Annotated in this window: 17 protein-coding genes; 2 read left to right on the top strand and 15 right to left on the bottom strand. The window is 58.3% G+C overall.

The window, feature by feature from the left end; genetic code table 11:
• Positions 1 to 110 precede the first annotated feature (110 nt).
• On the top strand, positions 111 to 2432 hold the full coding sequence (locus VNV36_RS20645) for a hypothetical protein (RefSeq protein ID WP_325720007.1): 2322 nt from the start codon (positions 111 to 113) through the stop codon (positions 2430 to 2432).
• A gap of 534 nt (positions 2433 to 2966) precedes the next feature.
• Positions 2967 to 3326: a DUF6124 family protein gene (locus tag VNV36_RS20640; RefSeq protein WP_325720005.1), complete on the top strand. Its 360-nt coding sequence runs from the start codon at positions 2967 to 2969 to the stop codon at positions 3324 to 3326.
• A 143-nt stretch (positions 3327 to 3469) separates the two neighbouring features.
• Here VNV36_RS20640 and VNV36_RS20635 read toward each other — a convergent pair whose 3' ends face one another.
• The 15 genes from VNV36_RS20635 to fliJ form a co-directional block, all read right to left on the bottom strand.
• The gene (locus tag VNV36_RS20635) at positions 3470 to 6601 is read right to left on the bottom strand and encodes an immunoglobulin-like domain-containing protein (RefSeq protein WP_325720003.1); all 3132 of its coding nucleotides are present in this window, start codon (positions 6599 to 6601) and stop codon (positions 3470 to 3472) included.
• Positions 6602 to 7052: 451 nt separating this feature from the next.
• Complete coding sequence (locus VNV36_RS20630; protein WP_325720002.1) at positions 7053 to 7289, bottom strand: hypothetical protein; 237 nt, start codon at positions 7287 to 7289, stop codon at positions 7053 to 7055.
• A gap of 142 nt (positions 7290 to 7431) precedes the next feature.
• Positions 7432 to 8571: a flagellar biosynthesis protein FlhB gene (gene flhB, locus VNV36_RS20625; RefSeq protein ID WP_325720000.1), complete on the bottom strand. Its 1140-nt coding sequence runs from the start codon at positions 8569 to 8571 to the stop codon at positions 7432 to 7434.
• A 3-nt stretch (positions 8572 to 8574) separates the two neighbouring features.
• The gene (fliR, locus tag VNV36_RS20620; protein WP_325719999.1) at positions 8575 to 9360 is read right to left on the bottom strand and encodes a flagellar biosynthetic protein FliR; all 786 of its coding nucleotides are present in this window, start codon (positions 9358 to 9360) and stop codon (positions 8575 to 8577) included.
• A 3-nt stretch (positions 9361 to 9363) separates the two neighbouring features.
• Complete coding sequence (fliQ, locus tag VNV36_RS20615) at positions 9364 to 9633, bottom strand: flagellar biosynthesis protein FliQ (protein ID WP_325719997.1); 270 nt, start codon at positions 9631 to 9633, stop codon at positions 9364 to 9366.
• Positions 9630 to 10388, bottom strand: a complete 759-nt coding sequence (gene fliP, locus VNV36_RS20610) for a flagellar type III secretion system pore protein FliP (protein ID WP_325719996.1) — start codon at positions 10386 to 10388, stop codon at positions 9630 to 9632. The genes fliQ and fliP overlap by 4 nt, the downstream gene beginning before the upstream one ends.
• The gene (gene fliO, locus VNV36_RS20605) at positions 10388 to 10840 is read right to left on the bottom strand and encodes a flagellar biosynthetic protein FliO (protein ID WP_325719994.1); all 453 of its coding nucleotides are present in this window, start codon (positions 10838 to 10840) and stop codon (positions 10388 to 10390) included. Before fliO ends, fliP begins: the two co-directional genes overlap by 1 nt.
• A complete protein-coding gene (gene fliN / locus VNV36_RS20600) occupies positions 10841 to 11299 on the bottom strand; it encodes a flagellar motor switch protein FliN (protein WP_414705530.1) in 459 nt (152 codons plus the stop codon).
• A gap of 55 nt (positions 11300 to 11354) precedes the next feature.
• The gene (gene fliM / locus VNV36_RS20595; protein ID WP_003222890.1) at positions 11355 to 12323 is read right to left on the bottom strand and encodes a flagellar motor switch protein FliM; all 969 of its coding nucleotides are present in this window, start codon (positions 12321 to 12323) and stop codon (positions 11355 to 11357) included.
• 9 nt (positions 12324 to 12332) lie between these two features.
• Positions 12333 to 12836, bottom strand: coding sequence for a flagellar basal body-associated protein FliL (gene fliL, locus VNV36_RS20590; protein WP_325719989.1), 504 nt, complete (start codon positions 12834 to 12836; stop codon positions 12333 to 12335).
• A gap of 212 nt (positions 12837 to 13048) precedes the next feature.
• On the bottom strand, positions 13049 to 14416 hold the full coding sequence (locus tag VNV36_RS20585; RefSeq protein ID WP_325719987.1) for a flagellar hook-length control protein FliK: 1368 nt from the start codon (positions 14414 to 14416) through the stop codon (positions 13049 to 13051).
• 105 nt (positions 14417 to 14521) lie between these two features.
• The gene (locus VNV36_RS20580; protein ID WP_325719985.1) at positions 14522 to 14869 is read right to left on the bottom strand and encodes an Hpt domain-containing protein; all 348 of its coding nucleotides are present in this window, start codon (positions 14867 to 14869) and stop codon (positions 14522 to 14524) included.
• A gap of 30 nt (positions 14870 to 14899) precedes the next feature.
• Entirely contained in the window at positions 14900 to 16603 is a 1704-nt protein-coding gene (locus VNV36_RS20575) for an ATP-binding SpoIIE family protein phosphatase (protein WP_325719983.1), read from the bottom strand.
• Positions 16604 to 16608: 5 nt separating this feature from the next.
• Positions 16609 to 16914, bottom strand: a complete 306-nt coding sequence (locus tag VNV36_RS20570; RefSeq protein WP_325719981.1) for an STAS domain-containing protein — start codon at positions 16912 to 16914, stop codon at positions 16609 to 16611.
• A 164-nt stretch (positions 16915 to 17078) separates the two neighbouring features.
• Positions 17079 to 17528 carry a flagellar export protein FliJ gene (gene fliJ, locus VNV36_RS20565; RefSeq protein WP_016771076.1) on the bottom strand — a complete coding sequence of 150 codons (450 nt, stop codon included), beginning with the start codon at positions 17526 to 17528 and terminating at the stop codon, positions 17079 to 17081.

Here is a 17528-nt window from a genome sequence, read left to right as displayed (position 1 = left end):
CAACCACTCGTCGGAAACATGTGCGCACCTGTCAGATCTGACAGGTGCGCAATTTGCAGTTAAGCGTTTTGATGACTCCTGCCCGTTCCCACTACGCAGGAGCTCCGACCATGTCCACTTCTACCCCGCCCGATAACACCGTTCTCAAGCTGAAATTACCAAGTCCTATAGTCCGGACTGAGTCCGTCGAGGGCGCAGCTATCGGAGCTATCGGCATGCCCATGGCAGCTTTTGACGCCTCTGAAATCGTTGACAGCGCGGCAGTCACTATCTATCCCCCCTCGGCCGGCACCGTGAATAAAGGAGATATCATGGAGCTTTGGTTGGAGGATGAGGAAGAGGCACTGGACACGAAACCCGTTATCGACCCGAACGCGATCATTACTGCCCACATTCATAAAAGCCGGATGCATGCCGACCGGGAGAACTGGCTGTTCTACACCTTCCGCCGTGACAGCAATAATCTTGGTACTTCCCCCTCTCTTCCAATTCTCTACAACCGCATTCGCCCCGGCCTGAAGGACCGGTACGACTCACCCGGCGGCCATTCCGAACTCAAGCTGTTTCTGCCAGACGAGATCAAAAACGGCGTCGGCCCGGACTTCGTCAGCGCCGAGGTGTGTGTGGCCTACCCCTATTGCCGGGCGTATGACCTCATCACCCTCAAGTGCAATGGCGAACTGCTGAAGTCCAAGGTCAATTCGAATCAGGCGCCGCCACCACCGAACCCCGGTGACGAAACCCCTATCACCATTTGTTTCACCGTGACCCGCGCGTTCCTGGTCAGCGCGCACCGTCAGAATAAAAAGCTGGAATTCTCCTACACCGTCACCGATCAGCTCGGTAATGGTCCGGATAGGGACGCGACGTGGTCACCGGTGCAGACGGTAGCGGAGGATCTGGCTGGCGAACTGCTGCCGAAGCCGATTCTGCGGGAGCTCCTGGATGACCCAAGCGATGACCCCAATTTCATCGACCTGGAAAAACTGAACGGCAAGCCCCTGTGGCTGGTCGTCGTGCCCACAGACAATCGTTTTGTGGTGGGCTACGACGTTGTCGCAACCTATACCGCAAAAATCACAGGGCAACCCGACGTGGGCCATAGGGTAGAGGGTACAGTCGAAAAAGATCAGTTCGGCGTGAAACAGCCCCTGTTTCTTCAGGTACCCAACGAGAAAGTATTGGCAGGCAGCGTCGTAACCGTGACCTATGAACTGTACGACACCGATAAGATTCTGGTGGCCAGCTCCAACCCGGCGGAAGCCAAGGTGAGAGGCACACCTCCGGTTGAACTGAAGCCGCCGTTCCTCGTCGCCCCGGCAGTTGATCCGATTGATGTCTTGGCCTACCCGGTCGGGGTGAAGATGCGCATTGAATTCCCTGAAGCGTTAAGCGGTGACAAAGCGAGGCTGGTGGAAGTCAATCCGCCGGCAGGTTCGTCACCGTTTCCTTTGGTGCCGTTCAACACCAACAAACGGGTGAACACGGTGTTGAGCCAGGCGTTTCTCGCGGCGCGGCATGGCAAGGTGATTGAGCTGCGCTGGAATTTGAATCGCAACGACGCCCAGATTGGCAGGTCGCCGAATTTGCCTGTGAACATATTGAAGATTGCGGATGGAGATGCACGCTTGCCCTCTCCGAGAGTTTCGCAGGCGCCGGATAACAAAGTGCTAGATTTGAACACGTTTGAAGGAGCCGCCGAGATCACCGTGATACCTTGGATGGGGATTAGCACTGAAAATATCGTAGATCTGAAAATCGCAGGAAAAGATAACAACGACGATGCCTTCGTACTTCCAATATTGACTGATCATAAAGTTACAGAAACAGAAAAAACAACAGGAATAAAAGAAAGCGTATCCAGAGAAAAACTTTTAACACTTAAGCACGACACCGAATTTGAGGTACTCCTTGAAGCATTGCCCAGCAGCACCACTAACTCCCCACCCATCAGACTCCCAGCTTTAAAGTTAAACTTACAAAAAAACCCATTAATTACCATGGAGAATTTCGAGAACTGGCCGCCAGCACTAATCTCTATACCGGGACAATATATAGAAGGCGTATCCATGAAAATTTTTCATTTATCGGGAAATGGGACCATATCGATCGAAAAAAGAACCTATGGCACAGGAGAGAAGTCCCTGTTTCTTTATAACATGGGCGCTTTAATTCTAGCATCCAGCCTGGAACTCAAACACTCTTACTCTCAGGTAAGTTTTCTTGCAGGAGAAGTTCAGTTCAATGGTAGCTGGGTTAAAGGGTACAACAAAACAAACGATTTAATTGCACAGATGCCTCTTCCAATCACCATCCCACCGTTACGTGTAACACTTATGAAAGCTGGAGAAAAAATATCAAGATTGGAATTCAACGTAATAGGCGGGCAAGGGGAGGGCATCGTGGTAGATGAATTTATCTTTAATGGATAGCTTATTAAACAATCACTCCATGATTATAAGGGACGCGTAATTTATCGCAGGTGCTAAATCGGGTGCTACATAAACCGGAGCTACCTTGGCACACGAAGGCGGCCTCGCAACCAACACATAACTTCAGGCACAAAAACCTCCGCTCCACACAAGCATTCCTTAGTGACAAACCACAATTTCACCCACACAATCGTCCAATGGTGTCTTTTAAACCGCAGCGTTTAAAAGACACCTGCAGACACGCCTTCTACGCTACATATCCTTGCGCCATTGCCTACAGCTACGCCAGAATCCGCCGGCTTGTTCGTCTTGGGGGTAGGTTCTATTGTTGGCCGGTCGCTGATTTCCTCAGTGATCGGGTTTAGCAGCCCGGGTTATCTCTAGACGCACAAAGTCCGTTGCCGTTATGGCGGCTTTGCGTGGGGCACTTCGGTGCGCCGGGTTCTAGAGTCCTGGTCTGCTAACCCGCGTACAGCCGCCACCTCCTTCGTTAGCAGCGAACGGTGGCAGCTTCACTACTCTAGAGGCTTCACCATGATCAAACCCACACCCAACCCACCCGAAACCGATCCCACCTCCCCCTACGAATCCCTCGATTCAAAAAAACTCCACGACGCCGCCGAACGCGCCCTCGACCATTACCTCTGCCCACCCGGCTCGACCCCACCGCCGTACACCCCGCGATCGATGTACGCCGTCACCGCCGACACCAAAAACGAAGACCTGCTGGCCAACGCCTGCGAAACCCTCGCCTCAGCCAAAACCATCGCCCAGGAATTTGCCGGACTGGTCAAGCCATCACAGCGCCGAGCGCTGATGGGCATTGCGCAACTGATCATGCTCGGGGAACTGGCGGTGAATCGGGTGCTGGATAATCTGGAGTTGCCGAATTAGTCCCTGACCACCGTGCAGAAAATCGTTCCCGCGCTCTGCGCAGGAACGATTCACAATGGCGGCTCCACAACGGTTTGTCCCGTCCGGGGAACTGCTGAAACGGCGATCGCGGCCTCTTCCAGCCATGACGCCAACCTGACTGACTATGTCGGGAAATACCCCATTGCACGAGAACGAGTCGCCCCATCAGATAGAAACACGTTGCGAGCGCCCATGATCCCGTCGCTCACTAGCAACGACTGTTCGATTGCATACAAGTGTGGGTATGAAAGATTGACCGACACAAACCGCCCGTAATACAAGCCCCGTCCACCATAGATGGGTGTCACGTCAACAAAGTTCGTATGCAAAATCCCCCATCCCATGGGCTGTCCATTGTTGTCCATGCTGACGGCACCGAACTGCCTGAACCAGGCAACGGCCTGGGCTGCAGTCATGAAGGTATTGTTCAATATCAGCCGGTGGACATTCATCACCCGCACCGGATAGGAAACCTGATTTCCATCGGCATCCGTCACCGTGATGGTGGTTGATTGATTACTCAATCCCGTCACTTTGCCGTTGGCATCGACCGATGCAATGCCGGAATTGGCTGAATGAAAGGTATAAGGCGGCCGCCCCCCCGTTGGCACGCGCACTTGCACATTGTTGACGACCTCTCGCTCGCGTAATCCATACGCAGCGCCGCCCAACAGTTTCCAGCCATTCAAAAGCATCTGTTGAGAATCAATCGCCAGTTTTTCTGTGACTTTGACGGTATACCGCGCCACTGGAAGTTTCAGCGCCGAGTCTTCGGTGTCTGTACTTCCCAGCGCTATTTTGCAAGCTACCTCACAGCTAGAAAGATCCTTGAGCGCATAGAACCAGCTTCGAGCGGCCGGGACGCTGATGCCTTGAGCGACTTCATCGGCATTCAACGCAGTACCGGGGCGCAATACTAACGGCTCAACGCCCTCGCTGCTGACAGTGAGCCAGACTTGCTGCCCGACGACGGCAATCGGCAGCGGAGGCTTGACCACGCACGTGAGGTCAGTCTTGATAACTCTCAGATCGATAAGCGGCACACTCCCCGCCTCTACAATCTGCGGCCGGGTCAGTCCGGGATGCATGTCGCTGATTGTTTTCACTGTCAATATCAAAGGCTTGGATTGTATCGCCTTGCCATTTCTGATCAGCTCGGAGCGCAGCTCAACCTGTTTTCCTCGATTCTCAACAATGAATGACGGCTGCAGCAAAAAAACCGCAGCATTGTCTGCATTCAACGGTTGAGGCGTAAACGTCGGCGAACCCTCCCCCGGCGCCCCGGTAACCAGCAGCCGAACCTGATCACCCGGACGGGGACTGGCTATATGTATACGCGCTCTGGCCCCTGCATTATTTTCCAACGGGTCAAGCACATCACCAGGAGCGCGGCGAACAGTTGGCGGCTGCAACGACTGCGCCGGGTCGCCGATATACAACTCCAGCAATGCGGATGATTGCGGCAGTTCGTCTGGCCGCTCGATCCACCAAAGCAAACTGAAAAACTGCTCCGTATAGAACTTGATAGCCTCGCCGTCGAGCCAGAACTCCAGATCCTTGCCTACTCTTGTGTGCTCGATCAGCAGCTTGTCCCGGAAAACCACGCCGCCCGCATCCCCTCGCCCTTCCACATGCACCACGTCTCCCAGGCGGGTATAGGAAGCGGCCGCTACCTGAATATCCGTTCCGTACGGCACATGCTGAGGATTAAGCACACCATCGATGGTGCCAATGACCAGCGGCGCAGGAAAGACGGGTTTGAAATCGCCTACGCGTGCATTCAGTTTTTTCGACGCCAGCGCAGGATTCAACGTGGCATGGCTGACCTCATATGAGACATCGACCGACCCTCGGATCAATGGAGCGATGTGGTTGCTGGCGACATTAAAGGCAATGGCTTGCCCCACCAACCGGTCGCTGACGTCGCGATACGTCTGATACAGATGTGGATGTCCCGAGGCACTGGTTCCCAGCCACGTTAATGTGACTCTGAAGCCCTTTTTGATCCGCTCATCGGGACCGCACAACACCACAGTCCGGATTAGTTCAGCATCCAGAGCGCCACCTGTCAGGTCCGTCAGGCACGGCGCCGGCAGTCGCAACGTCTTTCCTTGCAAGGTGAAGATATAGACTTCTGAGCGATCCGGCTCCCCCTCATCCTTGATGCGCCGGTAATCCACTTGCACCTGCCCTGGCGCGCTGGCAAGCACGATCGGATTGGGAATTTTGAAAGACTGAATTCCAATACGAGTAATCGGTTGCTCTTCACTGTGCTCGACCACTTCACCGCTTTGCGTCGTAGTCGTCCATTGAAGCCGGAGTTTCTGCCCCTTCGCAAAACCCTTGCTCGTAATGATCTGCACCTCCAGGTCGTCGAATTCAACCTCATCAAGGTTGACCAGATCTTCATCGGCGAGCGGAACGAATACCGGATCGAGCCAGTTTTTGTCTGGATCGCTGACGACGGTCATACGCTCCGAAAAGCCGCTGACGTTCTCTACCTGATCTTCGATCTGATAGACCAGCACCGCCGGATTCGCGGGGCCCGCATCCCGGATATTCTCTGGCGAAATAAAAACCCTGATTTCTTCTCCGATCTCGTTCTCCAGCACCGTGTGGGGTGTGACAGCAACGCCGTGGAAAAAGGGTTTCAACTTGTCCCCTTTGGTCATGAAGGGCCAAGGAGGAATGATCGCCATGAGGCCCTCGGCAGCCACCTCCTCATCGATGACCTGCCCGGGCTTTAACTCAAGTCGAGCCGGCTTGAGTCGTTGATGGCCGGGCAAATCCGGCTCGGGATCGATGCCGCCCGGCGGATCAATCTTGAACCAGACGTCAATTTCCACCCCCTCGGGGGGCTGGCCGCTTTTGCGCTGGATCTCATAACGCATGCTATAAACGCCGCTGGCCTTAACCTTCTCCGGAGGGATGTACATCACTACATCGAGATTACCGTGGTCCTCAGGCAGCACGACCGTCGCAGCCAGCGTCTCATCGACGTACAAACGAATGGTGTCGTGGGCAGCCATATTCTCATAGGCCTGAACCAGCACCTTGAGACCTTTGGCGCTGTTATAAAACAAGTGCCGGTTGACCCCCACTTTCGCTGGCGGAAAATCGATGGCATCGAACTGCCCAGGAATATTGGCAGCGTATAGCGAAAAAAGTCCAAGTCCACCGGTCAAGTCAAAGGGAACAATATCCTGTTGCGTATCGTCGATTTCCTCAGTTGGCATCACCATCAAACCGATCATTGTCCTGCTCCTTAGGTGTCCCTAGCGGTTGCCTGGGATCTTGAGGACTATTGAGCATCTCACGAGACGATTCGACCACTGTAAGAACTAACAGGTACGCGCCTGTTTCTGACGAATGGTATTCACCTCGTAAATGGAAAATACAGCCAGAGCGGTTTTTGCTGTCCCCACTGCTTTAACCCCAAACGTCGATACGCCCCCCCGGCCGCCATGCAGCGGCTGCGCAGCAGTCGTGAAACCTGAGCACGCGGGATGCATGATGGAGCGAGTTGGCAGGTCTTGGGCTGCTGCGCAGCCGAGCGGGACGGTGCGACGATTCGACAAGCTCCCTCGCCACAGTGATCAATGCAGGCGCCGGTCCCCATTGGGTCTGGCATAAAAAACGCCCCCCCATTGAAACAGGGGCGGCGTTTTTTGGTTCAGCTGGCTGGCGGTGAGAGTAATCGACTGGTCAATATCGGAGGATTTTGACTTTGCCCTTCTTGCTCGCGGGCAATTCGAACTCAACCTCACCGCCCAACTTGATGTTCGCCTGTCGGGCATCGGCTAATGGAATGCTGAAGCGGTACTCTTTGGCCGTCAGAAAGAAACCGGTCGCCTCGGCAAAGGAAAGGCAGCGTCCAGAGGCCTTGGGCGTGATGGTGCCTTTGCCGGTTTTTTCGTCATAGCTGCTGAAGATACCTTTCATTGCCCTGCTCCCTTGCACTCGCTCGACTGACCGCGCCAGGCACGCGGTACCACCTTGCATCAAACGGCAAAAGCGCGGCGAGCGCACCTGTCAGAGTTGACAGGGCGCGCGCGGTTTCAGACAAGCGGCATCACGCTCAACGTTATGAGTCGCGGCGCAGATCCGGAGGAATAGGCAGATCGTCCTTGAGCGGATCCGGGCGTTTGCCCTTGCCGGCGCGGTATTGGCGGATCTGGTAGACGTAGGCCAATACCTGCGCAACTGCGAGGTAGAGACCGCCGGGGATTTCCTGCTCCAGTTCGGTGGAGTAGTAGATCGAGCGCGCCAGGGCTGGCGACTCGAGGAGCATGACGTTGTTGGCGACGGCGATTTCACGGATTTTCAGGGCGATGAAGTCGCTGCCCTTGGCCAGCAGCACCGGCGCGCCGCCCTTCTCCGAGTCGTACTTGAGGGCGACGGCGTAGTGGGTCGGGTTGGTGATGACCACGTCGGCTTCGGGGATTGCGGCCATCATGCGACGTTGGGACATTTCGCGCTGGGTCTGGCGGATGCGCTGTTTGACTTCCGGCCGGCCTTCCTGATCCTTGTGTTCGTCGCGCACTTCCTGCTTGGTCATCAACAGTTTCTTGTGCGCTTCCCAGAGCTGCACCGGCACGTCGACGGCGGCGATGATGATCAGGCCGCAGGCCAGCCACAGCGTGCTCCAGCCCACCAGCAACACGCTGTGAATGATCGCCATGTCCAGTGGCTCGTGGGCGATGCGCAGAAAGTCATCGACGTCGGCGGATAACACCACCAGCGCCACACCGAGGGTAATCAGAAACTTCGCCAGTGCCTTGAGCAGTTCGACCACGGCCTTGAACGAAAACATCCGCTTGAGACCGGCGGCCGGGTTCATCCGGCTGAACTTGGGTGCCAGGGAGCTTGCGGCGAACAGCCAGCCTCCCAAGGATATCGGTCCGATCACCGCAGCGAGCAACAGCGTGATCATCACCGGCTGGATCGCCAGCAACGCGATCAGGCCGGACTCCAGCAGAAACCGCCCCATGGCGCCCTGATCCATGACCACTTCACGGGACAGGGTGAAGTTCAGGCGCATCACATCCATCAATTCTTGCGCGAGCATGCCGCCAAAGATCAGCAGCGCAGCGGCACCGGCCATCATCACCGCAAGGGTGTTGAGCTCTTTGGAACGGGCGATCTCACCCTTCTCGCGGGAGTCCTTTTTGCGTTTCTCCGTGGGGTCTTCTGTTTTGTCCTGACCGCTCTCGCTCTCTGCCATGACTCAGCGCGCCCGTGCCAGTTCGCGTAGCAACTGCAGGGCCTCGCTGGCCAGCGGTTGATACTGGTTGAGAATGTCCGCCAGGCCCACCCAGACGATGAACAGACCGAGCACCAGGGTCAGCGGAAAACCGATCGAGAAGATGTTCAGTTGCGGCGCGGCGCGGGTCATCACGCCAAAGGCGATGTTGACCACCAGCAATGCGGTGATGGCCGGCAACACCAGCAGCAGCGCGGCGCCGAGCACCCAGCCGAGCTTGCCGGCCAATTCCCAGTAATGCGCAACCATCAAACCACCGCCGACCGGCAGCGTCGTAAAACTTTCAGTGAGGACTTCGAACACCACCAGGTGGCCGTTCATCGACAGGAACAGCAGCGTTACCAGCATGGTGAAGAACTGCCCGATCACCGCCACCGAAACGCCGTTGGTAGGGTCGATCATCGAGGCGAAGCCCATGCCCATCTGTACCGCGACAATCTGCCCGGCCACGGCAAACGCCTGAAAGAACAGTTGCAGGGAAAAGCCGAGCACGGCGCCGACCAGAATCTGCTCGCCAATCAGCAACAGACCGCTGAGATCCAGCGGACTGACGGCCGGCATCGGCGGCAGCGCCGGGGTGATGACAACGGTGATCGCCACGGCGAAATAAAGGCGCACGCGGCGCGGGATCAACGTGGTGCCGAACACCGGCATGACCATCAACATCGACGCGACGCGAAACAACGGCAACATGAACGACGCCACCCAGGTGCTGATCTGGGTGTCGGTCAGCTGAAGCAGCGACTGCATGGCTCAGCCGATGACCAGCGGAATGTTTTTGTACAGCTGGATGATGTATTCCATGAACGTCTGCACGATCCACGGACCGCCGATGATCAGGGTCACCAGCATTACCAGCAGACGCGGCAGGAAGCTCAGGGTCTGTTCGTTGATCTGCGTGGCGGCCTGGAACATCGATACCAGCAGGCCGACCAGCAGGCTCGGCACCACCAGGATGGCGACCATCATGGTGGTCAGCCACAGCGCTTCACGAAAGATATCGACCGCGACTTCCGGCGTCATGGCGAAACACCTCCAAAACTGCTGGCCAGGGTGCCGATGATCAGCGCCCAGCCATCGACCAGCACGAACAGCATGATCTTGAACGGCAGCGAGATGATCAGCGGCGAGAGCATCATCATACCCATCGCCATCAGCACGCTCGCCACGACGAGGTCGATGATCAGGAACGGGATGAAGATCATGAAGCCGATCTGGAATGCGGTTTTAAGCTCGGAGGTGACGAACGCCGGCACCAGAATGGTCAACGGCGCCTGATCCGGGCTGGCGATGTCGGTGCGCTTGGACAGGCGCATGAACAGCTCCAGATCGCTGGAGCGGGTCTGGGCGAGCATGAAGTCCTTGATCGGCACCTGGGCCTTTTCCACTGCTTGCTGCGCGGTGAGGGTTTCGGCCAGATACGGTTGCAGCGCGTCCTTGTTCACCCGGTCGAACACCGGCGCCATGATGAACAGCGTCAGGAACAGCGCCATGCCGGTGAGGATCTGGTTCGATGGCGTCTGCTGCAGGCCGAGGGCCTGACGCAGGATCGAGAAGACAATGATGATCCGCGTGAAGCTGGTCATCAGAATCACCGCCGCCGGGATGAAACTCAGCGCGGTCATGATCAGCAGGATCTGCAGGCTCACCGAGTATTCCTGCGCGCCGTCGGCGTTGGTGCCCAGCGTGATCGCCGGAATCGACAACGGATCGGCGGCGAACGCCAGCGGCGCGGCCAGCATCAGGGCCAGCGTCAAGACGATGCGGAGCGCACCCATTACTTCGTATCCTTCTGATCCTTGCCGAGAATTTTCAGCAACTGCTGAGCGAATTCCGGCGTAGCCTTTTCACTGGCACTGGGCACTTCGACCGGCTCCTTGAGGACATGCAGCGCAGTGATGGTGCCTGGGCTGAGGCCGAGCAGAATCTGCTCGTTGCCGACCTGCACCAGCATCAACCGGTCACGCGGGCCGAGCGCGCGCGAACCGATCAGTTCGATCACCTGGCCTTTGCCCGCCGGCCCCGCTTGCTGGACGCGGCGCAACAGCCAGGCGAGGAAGAAGATCAAGCCCAGCACCAGCAGCAAACCGAACACCAATTGCGTCAACTGCCCGGCGACGCCGCTGTTGACCATCGGCGCAGTCGCGGCAGGCGCAGCGGCGGTTGCGCTCGGCTCGGCAGCCAGCACACTCAACGGCAATGCCAGCAGAGTCCAGAGAAACCTGTTCACTCAGCGCAGCTTCTTGATGCGTTCGCTTGGGCTGATCACGTCGGTCAGGCGGATGCCGAACTTCTCGTTGACCACCACCACCTCGCCATGGGCGATCAGGGTGCCGTTGACCAGCACGTCGAGCGGCTCACCGGCCAGACGATCGAGCTCGATCACCGAACCCTGGTTGAGTTGCAGCAGGTTGCGGATGTTGATGTCGGTGCTGCCGACTTCCATGGAAATCGATACCGGGATGTCGAGGATCACGTCCAGGTTCGGGCCGTCGAGGGTCACCGGATCGTTGTTCTTCGGCACACTGCCGAACTCTTCCATCGGCAGACGGTTGGAGCTGGAAGTGCCGGCATCGGCGGCGAGCAGTGCGTCGATGTCAGCCTGGCTGCCATCACCGGATTCCTCCAGGGCGGCGGCCCATTCATCGGCCAGTGCCTGATCGTCCTGGGCGTTCATATCGTCGTTCATCATTTGTCCTCGGCGGGCAACAATTCAGTTAAATGCGTGGGGTGAGAACGCCGCTTCAGCGACGCTCGATCGGCTCGATCACTTGCAACGCGAGGTTGCCTTTGTGCGAGCCCATCTTGACCTTGAAGGCCGGCACGCCGTTGGCGCGCATGATCATGTCTTCCGGCATCTCGACCGGGATCACATCCCCGGGCTGCATGTGCAGGATGTCGCGCAGCTTCAACTGGCGACGGGCCACGGTGGCGCCGATCGGCACGTCCACATCGAGTACGTCCTGGCGCAGGGCGTTGACCCAGCGCTCGTCCTGATCGTCGAGGTCGGACTGGAAACCGGCGTCGAGCATTTCACGCACCGGCTCGATCATCGAGTACGGCATGGTGACGTGCAGGTCGCCGCCACCGCCATCGAGTTCGATGTGGAAAGTGGAGACCACAATGGCTTCGCTCGGGCCGACGATGTTGGCCATGGCCGGGTTCACTTCCGAGTTGATGTACTCGAAATTGACTTCCATGATCGCCTGCCAGGCTTCTTTCAGATCGACGAACGCCTGCTCCAGCACCATGCGCACCACGCGCAGTTCGGTGGGGGTGAATTCGCGCCCTTCGATCTTGGCGTGACGGCCGTCGCCGCCGAAGAAGTTGTCCACCAGTTTGAACACCAGTTTGGCGTCGAGGATGAACAGCGCGGTGCCGCGCAGCGGTTTGATCTTGACCAGATTGAGGCTGGTCGGCACGTACAGCGAGTGCACGTACTCGCCGAACTTCATCACCTGCACGCCACCGACGGCAACGTCCGCCGAGCGGCGCAGCATGTTGAACATGCTGATGCGGGTGTAGCGGGCGAAACGCTCGTTGATCATCTCCAGAGTCGGCATGCGTCCACGGACGATGCGATCCTGACTGGTCAGGTCGTAGCTTTTGACACTGCCGGGTTCGGCAGCGTTATCGGTCTGTACCAGACCATCGTCGACGCCATGCAACAGCGCATCGATTTCATCCTGGGACAGCAGATCCTGCACGGCCATGTCGTGTTCCTACTGCAGTACGAAATTAGTGAAAAGCAACTGTTCGATCACCACTTTGCCGAGCTCTTTCTGCGCCACTTCCTGGACGCTGGCGGTGGCCTTCTGGCGCAACATCTCTTGCCCGACCGGCGTCGCCAGTGTGGCGAAATCCTGACCGGAGAAGAGCATCACCAGGTTGTTGCGGATAACCGGCATGTGCACTTTGAGCGCTTCCAGATCGGCCTGATTACGCGCCAGCATGGTGATGCTCACCTGCATGTAGCGCTGGCGGCCGTTCTGGTTGTAGTTGGCAACGAAGGCCGGGGCCATCGGCTCGAAAATCGCCGGTTGCTTGCCAACCGGCGCGGCGTCGGCAGCCTCGGCTGGCTTGCTCTGGGCACTGTGCATGAAGAACCAGGTCGCCCCCACGGAAGCACCAATGGCCAACAACAACGCCAGCACGATCACGATGATCAGCTTGAGTTTGCCTTTGGTTGCGGGGTCTTTTACTGCTGCAGCTTCGCTCTTCGCCATGCCAATAATCCGTCACTAATCGGGGGTTTCACAGTCGCACGGCAAGGCAAGAGCAAGTGTTATGCCAGAAATGTCGGCACGTCATCTCAACGGCGCCATAAACAAATGTGGGAGCGAGCCTGCTCGCGAAAGCGGTAATCAGTCAGCATATGTGCCGAATGTCATACCGAATTCGCGAGCAGGCTCGCTCCCACATTGGGTTCTGCGTTGTATCAGGCGTAGTAGTCGACCGCGCTGGTGCCGATGACGCTGGTGGTCTGCGCCGCCACTTCGGCCACAGTGGCCGGTGCCAATTCTTCATCTGCCGAATCCAGGCGACCACCAGCAGCGCTGGTCCGGCCACTCTGGCCCTGCTGCGCCTGCTCCTGCCCTTGCTGACCCTGCCAGCCACGGTTCTGGTCGGAAACATTGACGTCGACCTGGCCCATGCCCTGCTGGCTGAACATGTCCCGCAGGCGGTGCATCTGGCTGTCCAACGCCTCACGCACGCTTGGGTGCGCGCTCATGAAGGTCACCTGGGTCTGCTGATCGGGAACCATGTTCACGCGAATATCCAGACGCCCCAGCTCAGCCGGTTGCAACTGAATGTCGGCGGCTTTGAGGTTGACGCTGGAAAGGTACATGACGCGGTTGACCACTTCTTCGGTCCAGCCGCTCTGGTGCATGGCGATCGGTTGGTTCACCGGCAGCGCATTCGCGGTTTTCGGCGTTGCGGCCTGAGTCAGTGCCGCCAGACGGTTGGCGAAATCGTCAACACGGGTGTCGTTGGTGGCCGACTTCAGATCTTTCAGACCCTCATCGATCAGTCCGCTGAAGGCTTTCTCGCCGCCCTGACTGGTACTGTCCTTGTCGGCCTGCACGTCGAGCATGCTGGCCATACCGGCGGCAAAGTTCTGCGCCGAGGTCAATTCGCCGTCGGCCTGAGCCTGGGCAGGGGATGCTTTCGTTTGCGTCTGGCTGGCGGCGGAAATATGCCCGCCCTGCTCCATCGCCATGCGCACGGCCGGCAGCGAGTCGAGCGGGTCGGCCGAAGGATCGAAATCGCTGTCGGTGGCCGCCGGATCCTTGACCATGCCCGGCACGACCGCCAACGCAGGAGCTGCGGTTTCCGGTTGGGCCGGTGTGGCAGCGACCGGCGTTGGCACCACAGGCGCAGCCACCAGCGGCTGAACCACTTGCACCAAGGCAGGATCAAGCGCCGGGTCTACAGGCACGGTATCGGCCACAGGGGTTTGCACAGGTTCAGTGGATTGATCATCAGTGGCGGTCTGGCCGTCGCTCGCCACTGTCTGGTCGGCAGGCAACGCTTTGCCGCTATCGGCAACCGCTGGCTCGGGCGCGGCAGCCTGGCCCTCGCCGACATCCTTTTTGCCGGCATTGTCAGCGACTTTATCGCGCGCGGGTTTGACTGAGTTGTCAGTGCTCACGGCAGGCCTGGATGGCGCTTGGTCGGCAAACACTTTGGCGAAGCTGGAAGCCTTGTCCCCGGCGTCTGCGGCCATTGCCGACGATTTGGCAGAGGCAGCTTGCGCCTTGGCCTGGGCGGCGGTCTGAAGAAGAATGTTGGGGGTCGCAGGCATGACACGGTCTCCGCTGCACTGGGATCGTAGGTACAGTTGAGCAAGATGACTGCAAGTGCCGGGCCAGTTTGACCAGGCACTTGCGAAAAGCGCCGGACGGCGGCTTCAGTGGGTATGGACGGGGTCCTTTTCGTTTTCGTACACCGGGCGTACGGCGGCGAATTCAGAATGGATATCGGCAACCAGTTGAGCGAGTGCTTCCGGGCTTTTGTCCTTGGCATGCGACTCCAGATCCTGGCACAACTCAGCCAGCCGAGTCGCGCCCATGTTGCTGGCGCTACCCTTGAAGCTATGGGCGACATCTGACAACGCCTTGGCGCTGGTGCTGTCCTGCAACTCGTGCAGGCGGTTTTCCGAGTCCGCCAGAAAAGTCTCCAGCAACTCCGGATAACCGTCCTCCATCACCTCGCGCAAAGTGTCGAGGACGTCGCGATCTACGTTTGATTCAGTCACTTGCTCACTCCTTGATCAAGAATGGGCGGATTATGCCTCAATCTCCCAGGAAAACTCCACGCGAGCACTACGACCTTGGTCCGACCAGCTGGCGTTGCTGCCCAATTGCCGGACAAGGCTGATGCCACGACCCGACAGGCGGACATCATCGAGCGGCCGTTCCATGACCCGGGCGACGTCAAAACCCTTGCCGCTGTCCTCGACCCGGATGACCAGACAACCGCCCTCGCCTTGCGGTTGAACCTGCAAATGCACCCGCACATAACCGTCCTGCAGCGACGCCAGCCGTGCCGCGCGCATCTCGTAGTAACGGGCAAAACCTGCAGCATCGCGCTTGAGGCTGGAGTCCAGCCCCAGCACGCCATGCTCCAGCGCATTGGAATACAACTCGGCGAGCACGCTGTACAGCGCTCCACTCTGCGAGCGCAGGCCGTGCACCTCCAGCAGCAGCTGCAAGAGGAACGGCAACGGATTGAAACGCCTGAGCGTGTTACCGCGAAATTCAAAACTGGCTGACCAATCCAGCGGGCACGACTGACCACTGTCGGAATACACCGGCGCCGAGACTTGCGCCTGCGCCGATTCAAGCAGACTGATCTCGACCATGCTCACGTCATCACGGGCCTGCCCGCGAAAATCGCGCAACGCCTGCTCGATATCCTCGAATAGCCGATCCCGCTCGCGGTTTGCCGCAAAGACCTGCTGCAAACGCTCGACGCCGAACAACTGGTCGTTGGCATCGCAGGTATCGATGACCCCGTCCGACAACAGAAACACCCGGTCATCAACGGCCATCGGGTACACGTCTGTGCGGTCATCGAAAGCCTGTGCGCTGAGAATCCCCAGCGGCAAGTGCCGCGCAGGCAACGGCACACGCTCGCCGCTGGCCACGCGATGCAGGTAGCCGTCGGGCATGCCGCCGTTCCACACCTCTACCGAGCGACGCTGGAAACTCAGGCACAGCAAAGTGGCGCAGCAGAACATGTCCACCGGCAGGATGCGCTTGAGCTTGGCGTTCATCTCGCGCAGGGTTTCGGCCAGGCCGTAGCCCTTGGCGGTCATACCGTAGAACACTTCGGCCAGCGGCATCGCCCCCACCGCGGCGGGCAATCCGTGGCCGGTAAAATCGCCGAGCATCACATGCATATCGCCGGCCGGGGTGTACGCCGCGAGTAACAAGTCGCCGTTGAACAGTGCGTAAGGCGATTGCAAGTAACGGATGTTCGGCGCACTCAGGCAGCCGGAATGCGCGACCTTGTCGAATACTGCTTTGGCCACGCGTTGTTCATTGAGTAGATAGTCGTGGTGCCTGGCGATCAGGTCGCGCTGTTGCAACACCATCGCCTGCAGACGCCGCAAACGATCCATCGCCTTGATTTTGGCGGCGAGGATCACCTGGTTGTACGGCTTCGCCAGAAAATCGTCGCCTCCAGCCTCCAGACAGCGTGCGAGCGCTTCGCTCTCGGTCAGCGAGGTGAGGAAGATGATTGGCACCAGGGCCTCACCCGCCAGCGCCTTGATTTGCCGCGCCGCCTCGAAGCCGTCCATCACCGGCATCATGGCGTCCATCAGCACCAGATCGGGTTGTTGCGCTTTGAATGTATCGACCGCCTCGGCACCGTTGGACGCCGTCAGCACCAGATGGCCCTGACGGCGGACGATGGTAGACAGCAGCAACCGGTCGGCGGCGCTGTCTTCGGCGATGAGAATGGTCAGCAGCTCTTGCGCCTGCATGGGCGTCAACTGATGTCGAAGAGTGTGTCGAAGTTGGAAATCGCGAGGATTTTCTTCACATCGGAATTGCTGTTGACGATGCGGATATCCGACTCGTCGCCGCCAGCGTGATCACGCAGCAGAAGCAGCATGCCCAGGGCGGAGCTGTCGAGGTAGGTGGCCTCTTTCAGATCAACCACGATGGATTCGGGTTTGCGTGGGAGCCGCTCATACGACTCGCGAAATTCCTGATGCCGACCGAAATCGAACCGACCCTCGATCGAAATCGTGAGTTTTTTCCCATCTTGAGACACTTCTGTAACGACTGACATTGACTGGCTTCCTTGTCATTGACGAACCTGTACAAGGTTTAGCATCTGGATAGGGTTGGGGCAAGGTTGGAAAAGCAAGATCAAAAGATCGCAGCCTTCGGCAGCTCCTACAGGGGAATGCATTCCAAATGTAGGAGCTGCCGAAGGCTGCGATCCTTTGATCTTTAAAAGGCATCCCGTCGCGGCAAGCGCTGCGACAGCTCATCCAGCAGCTTCTGCTCGCGCTTGTCTTCCAGGCGCTGCGCTTCGTCGCGGTAGCGCTGCACCAGTTTGCGCAAACCCTCGACGCGAGCGAACGCCTGTTGCCATTCTTCACGGGCCTTGTCGAGCTTGTTCTGGTGCCACACCAGGCTCTGCCGCTGCTGATCGACGGCGGTGTCGAGTTGCGCCAGAAAGCCCTGAAAACCCAGCAGCCATTGCCCGGTCACGCCGGTGCTGCCACGCACGATCCACTGCTGCGAGTAATCCAGACGAAAGGCATTGAGGTCGGCCAGTTTGCTTTCCGCCACTTTCACCTGCCCCTGAAAATAGGCCAGACGCTGCACCGCGGCTTTTTCGGCCTTCTCGGCCATGTCCACCACCGGTGCCAGGCGCGCTGCGCGGCTGACGGCCAT

Source organism: Pseudomonas sp. (assembly GCF_035554175.1).
In the GTDB taxonomy this organism is placed as follows: domain Bacteria; phylum Pseudomonadota; class Gammaproteobacteria; order Pseudomonadales; family Pseudomonadaceae; genus Aquipseudomonas.
This window is presented reverse-complemented; position numbering and strand designations above follow the sequence as displayed.

Excerpts from the sequence above, each read along its gene's own strand:
- VNV36_RS20575 (WP_325719983.1), bottom strand. The coding sequence starts at position 16,603 with ATGCAGGCGCAAGAGCTGCTGACCATTCTCATCGCCGAAGACAGCGCC.
- VNV36_RS20645 (WP_325720007.1), top strand. The coding sequence starts at position 111 with ATGTCCACTTCTACCCCGCCCGATAACACCGTTCTCAAGCTGAAATTA.
- fliN (WP_414705530.1), bottom strand. The coding sequence starts at position 11,299 with ATGAACGACGATATGAACGCCCAGGACGATCAGGCACTGGCCGATGAA.
- fliL (WP_325719989.1), bottom strand. The coding sequence starts at position 12,836 with ATGGCGAAGAGCGAAGCTGCAGCAGTAAAAGACCCCGCAACCAAAGGC.
- fliP (WP_325719996.1), bottom strand. The coding sequence starts at position 10,388 with ATGGGTGCGCTCCGCATCGTCTTGACGCTGGCCCTGATGCTGGCCGCG.
- flhB (WP_325720000.1), bottom strand. The coding sequence starts at position 8,571 with ATGGCAGAGAGCGAGAGCGGTCAGGACAAAACAGAAGACCCCACGGAG.
- fliQ (WP_325719997.1), bottom strand. The coding sequence starts at position 9,633 with ATGACGCCGGAAGTCGCGGTCGATATCTTTCGTGAAGCGCTGTGGCTG.
- VNV36_RS20635 (WP_325720003.1), bottom strand. The coding sequence starts at position 6,601 with ATGATCGGTTTGATGGTGATGCCAACTGAGGAAATCGACGATACGCAA.
- fliR (WP_325719999.1), bottom strand. The coding sequence starts at position 9,360 with ATGCAGTCGCTGCTTCAGCTGACCGACACCCAGATCAGCACCTGGGTG.
- fliM (WP_003222890.1), bottom strand. The coding sequence starts at position 12,323 with ATGGCCGTGCAGGATCTGCTGTCCCAGGATGAAATCGATGCGCTGTTG.
- VNV36_RS20570 (WP_325719981.1), bottom strand. The coding sequence starts at position 16,914 with ATGTCAGTCGTTACAGAAGTGTCTCAAGATGGGAAAAAACTCACGATT.
- VNV36_RS20630 (WP_325720002.1), bottom strand. The coding sequence starts at position 7,289 with ATGAAAGGTATCTTCAGCAGCTATGACGAAAAAACCGGCAAAGGCACC.
- VNV36_RS20585 (WP_325719987.1), bottom strand. The coding sequence starts at position 14,416 with ATGCCTGCGACCCCCAACATTCTTCTTCAGACCGCCGCCCAGGCCAAG.
- fliJ (WP_016771076.1), bottom strand. The coding sequence starts at position 17,528 with ATGGCCGTCAGCCGCGCAGCGCGCCTGGCACCGGTGGTGGACATGGCC.
- VNV36_RS20640 (WP_325720005.1), top strand. The coding sequence starts at position 2,967 with ATGATCAAACCCACACCCAACCCACCCGAAACCGATCCCACCTCCCCC.